The organism is Xanthomonas sp. 3075 (assembly GCF_014197275.1).
Taxonomy (GTDB): domain Bacteria; phylum Pseudomonadota; class Gammaproteobacteria; order Xanthomonadales; family Xanthomonadaceae; genus Xanthomonas; species Xanthomonas campestris_B.
The window spans coordinates 123,600-137,811 of the sequence record NZ_JACIFI010000006.1 but is presented as its reverse complement, the minus strand read 5'-3'; the positions used below and the strand labels follow the sequence as shown (position 1 = coordinate 137,811).

At 66.2% G+C, this 14,212-nt stretch carries 7 protein-coding genes; all 7 read left to right on the top strand.

The window, feature by feature from the left end; genetic code table 11:
- Nucleotides 1–16: 16 nt before the first annotated feature.
- The 7 genes from GGR62_RS07775 (at nucleotide 17) to GGR62_RS07745 (ending at nucleotide 14,212) form a co-directional block, all read left to right on the top strand.
- Complete coding sequence (locus GGR62_RS07775; RefSeq protein ID WP_184407429.1) at nucleotides 17–2,503, top strand: prolyl oligopeptidase family serine peptidase; 2,487 nt, start codon at nucleotides 17–19, stop codon at nucleotides 2,501–2,503.
- 339 nt (nucleotides 2,504–2,842) lie between these two features.
- Nucleotides 2,843–5,557 (top strand): phosphoenolpyruvate carboxylase, encoded by a 2,715-nt coding sequence (ppc, locus tag GGR62_RS07770; protein WP_184407342.1) that lies wholly within the window; start codon nucleotides 2,843–2,845, stop codon nucleotides 5,555–5,557.
- A gap of 93 nt (nucleotides 5,558–5,650) precedes the next feature.
- The gene (locus GGR62_RS07765) at nucleotides 5,651–6,223 is read left to right on the top strand and encodes a TetR/AcrR family transcriptional regulator (protein ID WP_184407428.1); all 573 of its coding nucleotides are present in this window, start codon (nucleotides 5,651–5,653) and stop codon (nucleotides 6,221–6,223) included.
- On the top strand, nucleotides 6,220–7,263 hold the full coding sequence (locus tag GGR62_RS07760; RefSeq protein WP_184407341.1) for a DUF4105 domain-containing protein: 1,044 nt from the start codon (nucleotides 6,220–6,222) through the stop codon (nucleotides 7,261–7,263). Before GGR62_RS07765 ends, GGR62_RS07760 begins: the two co-directional genes overlap by 4 nt.
- The gene (locus GGR62_RS07755) at nucleotides 7,263–9,311 is read left to right on the top strand and encodes an alpha/beta hydrolase (protein ID WP_184407427.1); all 2,049 of its coding nucleotides are present in this window, start codon (nucleotides 7,263–7,265) and stop codon (nucleotides 9,309–9,311) included. The genes GGR62_RS07760 and GGR62_RS07755 overlap by 1 nt, the downstream gene beginning before the upstream one ends.
- A gap of 360 nt (nucleotides 9,312–9,671) precedes the next feature.
- Nucleotides 9,672–10,877: an OmpA family protein gene (locus GGR62_RS07750; protein ID WP_184407340.1), complete on the top strand. Its 1,206-nt coding sequence runs from the start codon at nucleotides 9,672–9,674 to the stop codon at nucleotides 10,875–10,877.
- A 560-nt stretch (nucleotides 10,878–11,437) separates the two neighbouring features.
- Complete coding sequence (locus tag GGR62_RS07745) at nucleotides 11,438–14,212, top strand: TonB-dependent receptor (protein ID WP_184407339.1); 2,775 nt, start codon at nucleotides 11,438–11,440, stop codon at nucleotides 14,210–14,212.

The following is a 14,212-nucleotide window of genomic DNA, read 5'->3' as shown; positions in this document are numbered from 1 at the left end:
GCAGCACGGACGGGTACTGGCGAGCATGCTGGCGCTGAGCGCAGCGCCGCTGGCTTTTGCTGCTGCCGCGCCAGCGGCCCAGCCTGCCACGGCCAGCGCGGCGAGCAATGGCTACCAGCTGCCCTCCAAGGCGCTGCAGGAGGTCGTGGACGCGCCGCGCGCGCCGCTGCTGCAGTTGTCGCCCAAACGCGACCTTGGCGCGATGCTGCAGTTGCCGGCGCTGCCGGATATCGCTGAGGTGGCCCAACCCGAGCTCAAGCTGGCCGGCCTGCGGATCCATCCGAAGACCTTCGCCAGCAGCCGGTTTTCCTTCGCCGGCAAGCTGTGGCTGCTGTCGGTGGCCGATGGCAGCGAGCGGCAGATTGCCGGCCTGCCGACGCCATTGTCGCTGGCCACGTTGAGCTGGTCGCCGGATCAACGCTACCTGGCGTTCCGCCGCGAGGATGCGGCCAGCGGGGCCAACGAACTGTGGCTGGTGGACGTGGCTGCCGGGCAGGCGAAGCGCCTGGTGGCCGGTTTGAACACCAGCGTCAACGACGAGTTGCGCTGGTTGCCCGATGGCAGCGGACTGCTGGTGCAGCAGCAAGTGGCCGGGCAGGGCGCGCCGCCCACGCGCGATGCAGTGCCGGACGGTCCTGCGACCCAGCAGACCAGCGCTGCTGCCGGCGTGCGCTCGCTGCCGACCTATCAGGACCTGCTGCGCAACGAGACCGATGCGCGCGTGTTCGAGTACTACGCCACCAGCCAGCCGATCATCGTCAGCGTGACCGGGCAGGTGCGCCCGATCGCTGCGCCCGGCATCTATCTCAACCTGTCGGTGTCGCCGGATGGCCGTTACATCCTGAGCGAACGCAGCGAGCGGCCGTTCTCGTATGTGGTGCCGGTGGACAACTTCGCACGCCGCATCGAGGTGCTGGACCTGCAGGGCAAGCTGGTGCGGCAGATCGCCAAGCTGCCGCTGGTCGAAGGCCTGCCGACCGGCAGCGACGCGGTGCCCACTGGCGTGCGCGACATCGCCTGGCGCGGTGATGCGCCGGCCACACTGGTGTGGGCCGAAGCGCAGGACGGCGGCGACCCGGCACGCGCCAGCAAGATCCGCGATGCGGTGCTGATGCAGGCCGCGCCGTTCGCGCGCGCGCCGGTCACGCTGGCGCAGCTGGGCAGCCGTTTTGAAGGTATCCAATGGGGCCGGGGCGATCTGGCCATCCTCAGCGAGAGCTGGTGGAAGACCCGCCGCACCAAGCAGTGGCGGGTTGCGCCGGACCAGCCGCAGCGCGCACCCGAATTGCTCTGGGACCGGTCCTCGCAGGACCGCTACAACGACCCTGGCACGCCGGCGACGGTGGCCGACGGCAAGGGCCGCCCATTGCTGCAGACCAGTGCCGATGGCAATAGCCTGTTCCTGCTCGGCAAGGGCGCCTCGCCGGAAGGCGACCGCCCGTTCGTCGACCGTTTCGATCTGCAAAGCAAGCGCGCCACACGGCTGTTCCATTCGCAGGCACCCACCTATTCCGCACCGCTGGCGTTGCTGGATGCGCAAGGCACGCAGTTGCTGCTCAGCCGCGAATCGCCTGAAGAACCGGCCAACTATTTCGTGCAGGCGCTGGGCGATGCAACGCCCGCACCGCGTGCGTTGACCCACTTCGCGCATCCCTTGCCACAGCTGCGCGGCGTGCAGAAAGAGCAGATCCGCTACAAGCGCGCCGATGGCGTGGACCTCACCGCCACGCTGTTGCTGCCGCCCGGTTACGACCCCAAACGCGATGGCCCGCGGCCGCTGCTGATGTGGGCGTATCCGGGCGAGTTCAAAAGCGCCGACACCGCCAGCCAGGTCACCGACTCGCCTTACCGTTTCAATGCGATCAGCTACTGGGGCCCGCAGGCATTTCTGGCGATCGGCTATGTGGTGCTCAATAACCCGACCATGCCGATCGTCGGCGAGGGCGATGCCGAACCCAATGACACCTACGTGCCGCAGCTGGTCGCCGACGCGCAGGCGGCGGTGGATGAAGTGGTGCGGCGCGGGGTCACCGACCGCGAGCACATCGCCATCGGCGGGCATTCGTACGGCGCCTTCATGACCGCGAATCTGCTCGCGCATACGCGCCTGTTCAAGGCCGGCATCGCGCGCAGCGGTGCGTACAACCGCACGCTCACGCCGTTCGGTTTTCAGGCCGAAGAACGCAATTACTGGCAGGCGCAGCCGGTGTACCAGGCGATGTCGCCGTTCAACTACGCCGACAAGATCAAGGACCCGTTGCTGTTGATCCACGGCCAGGACGACAACAACACCGGCACCTTCCCGATCCAGAGCGAGCGCATGTTCGCCGCGATCAAGGGCCTGGGCGGCACCGCGCGGCTGGTACTGCTGCCCAACGAATCGCACGCGTATCGCGCACGGCAATCGATCCTGCAGATGCTGGCCGAGAGCGAGCAGTGGTTGAAGAGCAATCTCGGCGAACCGGCGCCGGCGAAGGGCAGCGCGGCTGCGCGCAAACGGTGATCGGGCTGCGCCTGCGTCGGTCGCAAGGCAGTGGCGCGCGGTGAGGTGGTTACGGCTAATACCCCGTCGCGCACCAGTGCGGGCTTGTCACGCAACCCGTTGCGACGTTGCTGCGAAGGCGCTGGCGCGTGGTGCCTGACCGCGACCAGTACGCAGCGCGCACTGGCGCATGACCGATACCCCCTGATCGCTCGCCCGTGCGCATGCATCGAAAGCATCGCTCCCGGCGGCGGCTGTCGCGCAACGGTTCGTAGTGAAACCGTTGCGGCTGACGCGATCATCTAATCCTTTTGGGTTAGTCTTCGACGACTTTGCGCTTGAAGAGGGTGTGCGTTTCCGATGAACGAGTACCGCAGCAGTCTTGTGTTCGCTACCCCCGATCTTCCCTTGCGCGACGATGTACGTCGGCTCGGCGCGCTGGTCGGTGATCTGCTTGCCGAGCAGGTTTCTGCGGAATTCCTCGATGAAATCGAACGCGTGCGCACCACCGCCATTGCGCGGCGCGAAAGCGATGCACCACCGTCCACGCTGAGCGAACAGCTGACCGGGCGTGAGCCGCGCGAAGCCGAGTCGCTGGTGCGCGCCTTCAGTACCTATTTCCAGGTCGTCAACATCGCAGAGCGCGTGCACCGCATCCGCCGTCGCCGCGAATACCAGCGTAGCGGCACCGACACCCCGCAGCCGGATGGCCTGCACGATGCATTGCGCCGGCTCAAGGCGCAGGGCGTGACGCTGGAAGAACTCGGCGAGTGGTTGCCGCGCATCGACGTGGAGCCGGTGTTCACCGCACATCCCACCGAAGCGGTGCGCCGCGCATTGCTGGAAAAAGAACAGCTGATGGTCGCCAGCCTGGTCGATAATCTGGATGGCATGCGCACCCCCAACGAGCGCGCCAGCGATGCGGCGCGCTTCCGCATGGCCTTGACCGCGTCCTGGCAGACCGCCGACTCCTCGCCGGTGCGCCCCACCGTGGAGGACGAGCGCGAGCATGTGGGGTTCTATCTCACCCAGGTGCTCTATCGCGTGGTTCCGGTGATGTACGAAACCCTCGAGCACGCCATCGAGGAAACCTACGGCAGCGTGCCGAGCCTGCCGCGCCTGTTGCGCTTCGGCACCTGGGTGGGCGGGGACATGGACGGCAATCCCAACGTGGATGCCACCACCATCGCCGGCACGCTGGATGCGCAGCGCCGCGCGGTGCTGGACCGCTATCAAAAAGAACTCTGGCAACTGGCCAGCCTGCTCAGCCAGTCGACCACGCTGGTGGCGGTGAGCCCGGCGTTGAGCGAGCAACTGCAGCGCTATCGCGCGTTGTTGCCCGATGCCGCCGCACGCTCGCGGCCGCGCCACGGCGACATGCCGTACCGGCTGCTCAACGACCTGATGCGCGCGCGGCTGCAGGCCACGCTCGACGATGCCGATGGCGCGTACACCGCACCAGCGGAGCTGGAGCAGGATCTGCAATTGATCCTGGACAGCCTGCAGGCCAACAAGGGCTTGCACGCCGGTTGGTTCGCAGTGCGCCGTCTGTTGTGGCGCGTGCGCACGTTCGGCTTCCATCTAGCCCGTCTGGACGTGCGCCAGGAATCGAGCGTGCATGCGCGCGCGGTCGCCGATGCCTTGGGACAGGACGACTGGGATACGCAGGACGCCACGCAGCGCGCCGCGCTGCTGGGCCCGTACGCGTCTGGCGAGCAGGCATTGCCGCGAGTGGATGATGCAGGCAACGCGCGGCTGGATGCGGTCTTCGCCGCACTCGCCGATGCGCGCACGCGGCATGGCGCCGATGCGCTGGGCAGCTACATCATCTCGATGGCGCATAACCGCGCCGACGTGCTGACCGTGCTCGCCCTGGCGCGCCGCGGTGGTCTGGTCGACGACGCTGGCGCGGTGCCGCTGGATATCGTGCCGCTGTTCGAAACCGTGGACGATCTGCGTGGCGGCACCGGCACCGTGCAGGATCTGCTGGCCGACCCGGTCTATCGCCAGCATCTGGCTGCACGCGGCGACACCCAGATGGTGATGCTCGGCTATTCGGACAGCGGCAAGGACGGCGGTATCGCCGCGTCGCGCTGGGGCCTGCAGCGCGCACAGGTGGAGCTGCTGGAAGCGGCGGCCGAACTCGGTGTGCGGCTCACCTTTTTCCACGGGCGCGGCGGCTCGATCGCGCGCGGCGGCGGAAAGACCAGCCGCGCGCTGGATGCGGCACCGCGCGGCAGCGTCGATGGTCGTTTGCGCGTCACCGAGCAGGGCGAAGTGATCCATCGCAAGTACGGCATCCGCGCGTTGGCCCTGCGCTCGCTGGAACAGATGACCGGCGCGGTGCTGCTGTCGAGCCTGCGCCCGCGTGCGCCCGAGCCGCGCGAGGAGCGCTGGCGGCCGGTGATGGATCTGGTGGCCGAACGCAGCACCGTCGCCTATCGCGCGTTTGTCGGCGCGCCGGATTTCATGCAGTACTTCCGCCTGGCCACGCCGATCGATGTGATCGAACGCATGACGCTGGGTTCGCGCCCATCGCGCCGGCTGGGCCAGGATGCGGCGCTGTCCAACCTGCGCGCGATTCCGTGGGTGTTCGCGTGGAGCCAGGCGCGGGCGGTGATCCCGGGCTGGTACGGCGTGGGCAGCGGTCTGCAGGCGGCGGTGGATGCCGGGCATGAAGAGACCTTGCGTGAGATGGCGCAGGACTGGCCGTTCTTCCGCACCTTTCTGGACGACATCGCGATGGTGCTGTCCAAGGGCGACCTTGCGATCGCCGAGCTGTTCTCGCGGTTGTCGGGCGACCTGCATGCGCGGTTCTTCCCCGGCATCGGCGCGGAACTGGCGCTGACCAAACGCTGGGTCAAGGCGCTGACCGGGCAACAGTCGCTGCTGCAGCACGACCCGCGGCTGGCCTTGTCGATCCGCCTGCGCAACCCCTACATCGACCCGATCAGCGTGTTGCAGGTGGACCTGCTGCAACGCTGGCGCGCCACCGATGGAGAAGACGACGAGCTGCTGCGCGCGCTGGTCGCCTGCGTCAACGGCGTCTCGCAAGGGGTACAGAACACCGGCTGATGCCGGCAGGGGATCCGACCGTTGGTCGGAGAAATCGCGCAGTCGGCAAGCGGCCTCTGGTGTTACCGGACAAAAATGTCCGATAATGTCGGCATGACTGCAGCCCGCCCCGATGCCGCGCTCCGGCGCCGCCAAATTCTCGATGCCGCCGACGAAGTGTTCAGCGAACACGGCGTCAACGCGCCCCTGGAGCTGGTGATCGAACGTGCCGGCCTTGGCCGCGCCACGTTGTACCGCAATTTCCCCGACCGGTTGGCGCTGATGACGGCGTTGATGACCCGTGGCCTGGATGGCCTGGAGCGGCTGGCCGCCGATCTGGGCGACCAACCGGACGGCCTCGCCGTGCTGCTGCACGACGTGGCCGAGCACATCGCCCAATCCGCACCACTGGTGGATTTCTGGCGCTCGATCCAACGCGCGCACCCGGCGGTGGAGGCGACGGATCGCCGTGTGTTGAGCATCTTTCTGCCGTTCGTGCACCGCGCTCGCGACGCCGGCCTGTGCCGGGCCGATGTCGACGACGAGCAATTGCTGCTGGTGATCGACATGCTGGGCAGTTGCCTGCGCGGCAACGATGAAGGCGAACGCAAACGCCTGGCGCATCGCTCGGCGGACCTGCTGATGCATGCACTGGGGATGCAGGTGCCTGCGGGCGGCATGCGATGAGGCCGACCACGCGCGCCTGCCTGGGGCGCTGGGCCTTGCGGGGGGTGCTGGTACTGGCCGCCGTGTGGGGCGCCCTGGCAATCTATTTTTCGCTCACCGGCAATGCGTTCGTGCGGGCTGGCTGGGTAGGGTCGTGGAGCGCGATGGCGCTGGTGGCCTTGTGGGGCTTGCGCCGTGGCCGCGAGAATTGGGCGTTGGTGGGCATCTTCAGTGCCGCCTTCGTGGTGCTGGCGCTGGCGTGGTGGTGGATGCAACCCAGCCAGTACCGCGACTGGGCCGACGATGTGGCCCAGCGGTTGCAGCCGCAGGTGCACGGCAACATCGTCACCTTGCACAACGTGCGCAACTTCGACTGGCGCAGCGAAACCGACTACGTGCCGCGCTGGGAAACCCGCCAGTACGATCTGGACCGCCTGGTGAGCGCAGACCTGGCGCTGTCGTACTGGATGGGCCCGGCGATCGCGCACACGCTGGTGTCGTTCGGCTTCGACGACGGCTCGCGCGTGGTGTTCTCGCTGGAAATCCGCAAGGAGCGGGGCGAGTCGTTTTCGGCACTGGGCGGATTTTTCCGCAGCTTCGAAGAGACCCTGGTGGCTGCCGACGAGCGCGACATTCTGCGCGTGCGTACCAACGTGCGTGGCGAAGACATGTATCTGTATCGGCTGGCGATTCCCAAAGCCGGTCTGCGCCGCATGTTCATGGGCTACGTTCGCCTGGCCGACGACCTGAATCGCGCGCCGGCGTTCTACAACACCCTCACCAGCAACTGCACCACCATCGTGTTCGCGCTGGTACGGCAGTTGCAGCCGACCTTGCCGCTGGATCATCGCCTGCTGCTGTCCGGTTACGTGGACGAATACGCCTACGATCATCACGGCCTGCTGTCCGGCTACGACTTCGCAACCTTGAAGCAGCGTGGGCACTTCACCGCACGTGCGCTCGCTGCCGACACCGCGCCGGATTTCTCCGAGCGCATCCGCATGGGCATGCCGCAAGCGCCGGCACCTGCGCCAGCCGCAACCGGAAACGCAACACAATGATGAAACGCAGACAGATGCGCAGCAAGGCGCTGCTGGTGACCGGCGTGCTGGCAAGCCTGTTGGCCAGTGGTTGCGCGATGGTGAAAGTGCAGTCGCGCAGCAGTGGCGACTACATCGCGCTCACGCGCGGCGATGTGCTCAGCACTGGCGCGCTCAGCCAGGCCGGCAGCGAGACGCTGCAGGTCGCCGGGTTGCAACCAAAGGAGTGCCGCAAGGATCCGCTGCCGTGCGTGCAGCAACTCACCACGGTGGAAGGCATCGGCGATGAGCGCCGTCTGGCCGCCCAGGCCGAGCTGTGGACCGCGCAGGCGGTGGCGCTGAGCGGAAAGACGCCGGCAACCATGAACGACGCGGCGATGTCTGCGTGGCTGGAGGCGGCACGCCACGCCTATGCGTATCTGTTCTTCACCGCGCGTGCGCCGAGCGCGCGTGCGTTCGAGAATCGCCAGACCCAGGTGCGCGATTACTACAATTACGCCGTGCAGCAGGTGATCGAGGGCGTGTTTGCCCGCGGCCCCCGGAGCGCCGATGCGGCGCTTGCGCCGATCACGGTGGGGCACTGGCGCATGACGTTCGACATCTCTGCCTATCGCCTGCCCGGTGGCGGCAACACGCCGCGCGCGATCTTCTCGGCGTCTGCGCTGCGCTTCGATGGGCTGCGCAGCACCTATCGGCGCGATGGCTTCGGTGCCGAGCTGGTCGCCGAAGTCGACCCGCAGGTGGTCGGCGACCCGGCCGGACTGGCCTTGCAGGCGGCAGCCGGGGCCGCTGCGCCGGCCGCGCCGGTTCGGCCATTGCCGACCTTCAGCGAGATGCCGTATGCGCCGGCCACGCTGCTGATGCGTTTCGAAGGCGATACCCTGGATGCGGTGCTGCGCACCGACGCGGTCACCATGGTGCCGTACGACCCGTACCGTCAGCACGAAGTAGTGCTGCATGGGCAGCGCGTGCCGCTGGCGGCCAACTTCACCGCCGCGTATGGATTGTGGTTGGCCAAGTCCGGATTCGCCGCCCAATCGCTGCGTTCGATGCTGGGCGGCACGCGCGGACTGGCTGCTCCGCATCTGTATCTGATGCAGCCTTACGATCCGAACCGTCGCGTGCTGCTGATGTTGCACGGGCTGGCCAGCAGCCCGGAGGCCTGGGTCAATGTCGCCAATGAAGTGATGGGCGACGAGGCACTGCGCCAGCGCTATCAGATCTGGCAGGTGTATTACCCGACCAACGCACCGATTGCAGTCAATCGCGCGCAAATCCAGACACTGGTGGAGAACAGCCTGAAGCAATTCGATCCCGCCGGTACGGCAGTCGCATCACAGGACATGGTATTGATCGGCCACAGCATGGGTGGGGTGATCGGGCGGTTGCTGGTGTCGTCTTCCGGTGAGCAGGTCTGGAACACGTTGCTGGAAAACTATCGTCTGGAAGGCGAGCGCGGTGAGCGCGTGCGCGCCAAACTGCGGCCGTTGCTGCATTTTTCGCCAATCCCGCAGATCGAGCGCGCCATTTTCATCGCTGCGCCGCATCGCGGCACGCCATTGGCCGAAGGTGGTATCGGCCGCTTCATCGGCCGCATGGTGCGTTTGCCACTGTCCTTGTTGAACAGTTTCGGCGATGTGCTGCAAGACCTGTCCAACAGCGAACGCGAAGGAGCGGGCGGGCCGCATCGGGGCAAGGGTCGCTTGCTGCCGCCGACCAGCATCGACAACCTGCGCGATACCGATCCGTTCGTGCGTGCCACGATGGACCTTCCGATCTCCCCGCGCGTGACGTACAACACCATCATCGGACGCGAAAAACCGCAGGTGCCGCTGGCCGAGTCCGACGATGGGCTGGTGCCGTACCGCAGCGCGCATCTGGAGGGCGCCGAGTCCGAACTGGTGGTGACCTCCTGGCACAGCGTGCAGGAAACCCCGCAGGCGATCCTGGAGATTCGCCGTATCCTGCATGCGCAGATGCAGGCCGAGGCCGGCGAGGCGCCTGCGCCTGCGCAGGGGCAGGGACAGGTGCAGCCGCCCGTGCCTGCGACGACGCCTGCGACGTTGTAAGGCGGCGACACGTGTGATCGCTGGACGGTTGCGCGCAGTCGCCGGCAAACGCAGTGAAGCAGCCACGCGGATGCGCGCGCCGCGTGCCCGCCTGGTGACGGGTGCGACGCACGCATGATGGTTGCGGCCCGCCTTGCATCCCGCAGATAGCCCTGCGAGAACAACCTCGCGTCGCGGCTTGCCACACTAGCGTGCCACTGGCTGATCGGTCTCTCGCTGGTCGCGCAGCAGTCGTGTGCAAGCATCCGCCGCCAGCGCCGCCAATGCCCTGGGCAACCGTGCGCACCGGCCTTGGCGCCTTATTTACCGTGCGCGTGCTATCAGGCACGTCTCGTACAGGCTCGAACAAGGAAAGGCGCGATGCGCAAGTTGTCGGCAGTGCTGTGGGTCCCCCTGTTGTTGGTCGGTTGCGGCCGTGGCGAAGGTCCGAAGGATGCAGCCGCTGCTGCCGATCCAGCCCCCGCGGCACCTCAGGCGGCACAGGCCAAGGGCGCGCCGGATGCGCCGGCAGCAGTGGAGGAAAGAGTGCCGGAATTTCCGGCCATCCCCACCATCGTCATCCCCGAGATCGTCGGCGTGACCCCGGCGCAACGCGCGCTGGAAGCCTCGCTGCAGGGCATCCTCGACCCGATCGAAGGCGTCAGCGTGGCACCCGCGCGCTGCGGCGATGGCGGCACGTTGACCAACGATGCCGGCATCACCAGCGTCGATGCCAACGGCAATCTGCTGCGCAACGGCGACGGCGGCCTGTTCAACCTCAAGGCCGACGGCAGCGGCACCGCCAACTTCGAGGGCGGCCTGGTCAACGTCAATGCCGATGGCAGCGGCACCATCAACGCATCCGGGCAGGGCGGCGACAATGCCCTCATCGACGTGCAGTCCGACGGCGGCGGCACCTATAACGGCCCGGCCGGGCTGATCAGTTTGAACGGCAAGGGCGCCGGCACCTGGAACAGCGACAAGAGCGGCCTGATCGACAACCACGGCGATGGCAGCGGCACCTGGAATGGCCCGCGCGGGTTGGTCACCATCAACGCGGATGGCTCCGGCACCTGGAACGGGCCGGACGGCCTGGTGCAGAACCGCGGCGACGGGACCGGCACGGTCGGCACCCCGCCGCGCGAAGTGCGCATGCCGCCGCTGCCGAAGGTACTGCCTGCCGGCCGTTTCCCGCCGTTGCAGAAGTTCGCTCCACCTGGCGCACCGTGCGGCTATCTGATCACCTTGAACGACCGCATCCTGTTCGACTTCGACAAGTCCGACATCCGCCCGGATGCCGCGCGTGTGCTCGACACCCTGGCCGCCGCACTCGGCAAGGTAGCGACCAAGCAGATGGAAGTGCGCGGGCACACCGATGCCAAGGGCGATGATGCCTACAACCAGGCGCTGTCCGAGCGCCGCGCCAACGCGGTGCTGGCCGCGTTACGCACGCGCGGTGCCGCACAGGGCGCTGGCGCAAAGGGCTATGGCGAATCGCAACCGGTGGCGCCCAATACGGTCGATGGCCAGGACAATCCGGGCGGTCGTCAGCTCAATCGCCGCGTCGAGATCTTCCTGCGCACGTGAGCGAGGCTTGCAGGATCGTGTGAGCGTTAGCGGGTGCGCATGCGTGTTGCGCAGGCGTCGATCTCGACAGCGGCGATGCTGGCGTCGGGCGCAGGCGCGCACTGTTTGTTGTTTTGCGATCCTCGTAACGGCTGTGCTGCGGCAGGTCACGCCATCGCCTTGGCTTATATCTTCAAACGCAATGTGGGCGCCTTCCCCGGAGCGGGAAGGTGCGTTGTCGCAAGAAACACTGCAGAAACCATGACGCCCTCGCGTCATGCGGACTCATGTCGCGGCCTGCGAAGACGCGTGCGCGCCTGCGCCGGTGGCCGCATGCGCATGCCGGCAGCGATCCGCGCTTCCATACGCCAGCGACTATGCCGACTTGCGCGCTTGCTACGTGCATTTGTCAGGGCTGCAGCACACGTCATGGCATTGAAATATGCCGTCACCAACATGCGCGGCGCCTGCTTGCAGGTGTGACGCAGGTCCGCCGCAGGCCACGTCGCTCTCCCACACATCGCGGTCGCGCCGCCGTGGCATGAGCCCATGGCGCGTTGCTGCACGCATTGGATTTGATCATGATCGTTCGTTGTGCGTTGTTGCGTCCTTCGCGTCTGTCGCAGGCCTTATGCGTGTCGTTGTCGATTGTTTGCGGCCATGCAGCCGCACAGTCCGCGCCGTCCGCCGCAACGCCTGCGCAAGGCGAGATGGCCACCCTGGACAAGGTCACCGTCGCCGCCACGCGCTATAACGCGACCGACATGCAGATGGCCGCCACCAATACCGTCAACGTGTTGTCGGCCGACGATCTCAAGACCACTGCGGTCCACAACGTGGCCGAAGCGCTGGGCCTGATGCCGGGCGTGAATGTGGTCAACACCGGGCAGTCGTACTTTGGCGGCATCGATGGCGCGGCACGTGGTGAAGGCATGTTTTCCTCGGTACGTGGCCTCAATGCCGAGTACAACGTCAATCTGATCAATGGCATCAACGTCGCGCAAGGCATGCCGTACAGCCGCGGCGTGCAATTGAGTCTGTTGCCACCCTCGGGCCTGCAGACCATCGTATTGAACAAGACCTCCACTGCCGACATGGACGGCGATGCGATTGGCGGCACCATCGATTACCGCACGCCCAGCGCATTCGATTCGCCCGATCGTCAGGGTGGCAGCGTGACCTTGAGCGGACGCATGGAAAGCCGTGCGCGCGATTACGGCGATTCCGGGCTGGGAAGCGGCGCAGCCGGGGATTGGCATGCACGCTTTGGCGATGCCGGGCAGTTCGGCGTGGCGGTCAGCGCGTATTACGACGAACGCCATTTCGTGAACAGCGAAGTGGCCGGCGCATCGGCCGCGCGCAACGATGGTGCGTGGGAGTTTGCGCGTGCCGATGCCAGCGGCAATCTGGCTGCAGGCAGCGACCCGCAGCAGGTGCTGCAGGGCACTGGCCTCAACATCGGGTATTCGCAAGGCGATACCCGCCGCTACGGCGGCAATGCGGCGTTCGATTGGCGTGTGGACCCCAGCCTGCATCTGTATGCGCGCATGACCTACGCCTTCGCCAAGACCGAGCAGAACACCGGCTACACGCAGTTCGTTCCGGCCAATGTCAGCTTCACCCAGATCGGCAGCAGTGGCGTCTATCAGCCGCAGATCAATCGCGTCGCAGTGCGCTACTGGTACGAAACCAACCCGGAAGAAGCCGACCTTGCCACCATCCAGTTCGGTGCGGAAAAACAGCTGGGGCATTGGACTTTCGCGCCCAATATTTTTTACGGCACCGGCAATAACGATCGCCCGGATCACGTGGAAATTTCTGCGCGCAACGATCAATACACCTCGACCAACTTCGCCTACGGCGCCAACCGCTTCATCAGTTACGACGGCGACGGCTTCCCGGTCCCGTTGCTGACCCCGGCGATGCAGGCGCAGGCATCGGATGTGGGCAGCCTGTTCGCACGACGCACCGGGCAACTTTCCAAGCAATACAGCGGCCAGGACAAGGGCGGTGGCAAGCTCGATGTGGGCTACGACTTCGACGAAGGGTTGCTGAGCCGCATCGCATTCGGCGTGAAGTATGTGGACAGCTCGCGCAGCTTCACCGACCGCGACTGGACCAATGCCAAATACACCGACGGCACCTTGTTGCGCGACACCGGGCTGATCGCGCAGCGCTACGACGCGGTCTATCCGGGGCAGTACGCACTGCCCACCGTGCGGCTCAGCAATGCCGCACTCAACGACCTGATCGCTCGCACGCTGACGCCGGCCAGCTTCGACAGCTGCGGGCAACTGGCGATCAACAACCTCAACTGCAACACCATGCGCGCCACCGAGGCGGTGAGTGCCGCCTATGCGATGGCGACGCTACGTACCGGCAATTGGGAAATCCTGCCGGGTGTGCGTTTCGAGCACACCGCCATCACCAACACGTTCTGGGCGCAGCCGGCGGCCATCAATGGGGCCGAGCAGGTCGGTGCATTCGCCAACAATCGCACCCGTTACAACGTGGCGCTGCCGAGCGTGTTCGTGAACTACCGGCCCGATGGCGATGCTGCGGTGTATCGCGGCTCGGTGTGGACCAGTTACACGCGCCCGGCGTTCGTGCAGCTGGGCGGTGGCCGTTCCACCGATATTTCCAGCGATGGCCAGACCATCATCACCGAAGGCAACCCGGACCTGAAGCCGATCAAGTCGCTCAATGTGGACCTGTCGGGCGAATGGCAGAACGACAGTGGCGGCCACGCGATGCTGGCGGGCTACTACAAGCGGCTGACCGATTACATCTACGAAAGCGGGTCCAACGCGGCCAATGCCGGCGAAAGCGGCAGTGGCAGCACCCGTTTCGTGCGTCCGCAAAACGGTGGCGATGGCCGCGTGCTGGGGATCGAAGCCGCAGTGCGGCAGACCTTCCAGGGGATGCCCGCGCCGCTGGATGGCTTCGGCATCGGCGCCAACCTCACCCGCCAGACCACCCGAGTGGATCTGGGCGAAGAAGGCTTCGCGCACGAGCGTATCCAGAACGCACCGAACCTGCTTGCCAACGCCGAGCTGTTTTACGAAAAGGGCGACTGGTCGGTGAATCTGAGCTACCACTATTCCGGCGAATACGTCTCGGTCTACGACTATCTCAACCGGGGGCAGCGCTGGGACAATCTGTGGATCAAGCCGATCACCCGCGTCGATCTGCATCTGGGCTACGCGCCCAACGCGCATCTGCGCGTGGATCTGTCGGTCGCCAACCTCACCAAGCAGCACAGCTATTGGGCGCATGTGGGCCACGATACCGATGCGATCTCGGACATCGTCGATTCCGGCATGACCAGCCTGCTGACCGCCAAATATGTGTTCTGA